Source organism: Hungatella hominis, assembly GCF_014288005.1.
Classification (GTDB): Bacteria; Bacillota; Clostridia; order Lachnospirales; family Lachnospiraceae; genus Hungatella; species Hungatella effluvii.
Window position 1 is genome coordinate 1 of the sequence record NZ_JACOPB010000075.1, and the last position, 588, is coordinate 588.

At 47.3% G+C, this 588-nt stretch carries 1 protein-coding gene; it reads left to right on the top strand.

Annotation, left to right across the window (positions count from 1 at the left end; genetic code table 11):
• Window positions 1–108: 108 nt before the first annotated feature.
• Window positions 109–477, top strand: a complete 369-nt coding sequence (locus tag H8S75_RS32400) for a hypothetical protein (RefSeq protein ID WP_187024983.1) — start codon at window positions 109–111, stop codon at window positions 475–477.
• The last annotated feature ends 111 nt before the right edge of the window (window positions 478–588 follow it).

Sequence of the window (588 nt, forward strand, 5' to 3'; positions counted from 1 at the left end):
TAAATACACTAAAAGCAGAATCCCCAGGAGCTGCAACTCCCAGGGATTCAAGGTAACTACTAATTATTCTACAGCCCCATTGTACCATGGGGAGAAACGGAGTGCAAGATGGTAAAAAATGAATTAATGAAACGCGCAGAGGCCACGCTGGGAAGAGTCAACCGTTTAAATGACGGAATTGACTTGTGCGAGACGGCTACAAAGATACTTGCAGAGCAGCCGGCGATTACTGTTAGCAGTAATTATGGCAGCATCGCACTGAATATTGACGAGATCGGATTCAGCCAGGAGACTATGGCTGAGTGCGTGAAATGTATATCTGAAAAAATACTGGTGAGGCGGGATATGATGGCCGAGGCACTGATTGAGGTACTGGAGGCGATTGACGAGGCATTGCCGCCGGAGCCTGTGAACTGTAAACAGCCGGTACCGCAAAGACATTATGGGGCGATCAGCCCAGACGAAGTAGATTGGTAAGGAGGATTACGAGATGAGATTATACGAATTATCAGAGCAGTACGAGATTTTGGAGCAGATGCTTTATGATGGCGAAACGGATGAGCAGACAATCCGAGATACCATGGAAGC

Bases quoted from the DNA above. Each gene is read 5' to 3' on its own strand.
- H8S75_RS32400 (WP_187024983.1), top strand. From the start codon at position 109: ATGGTAAAAAATGAATTAATGAAACGCGCAGAGGCCACGCTGGGAAGA.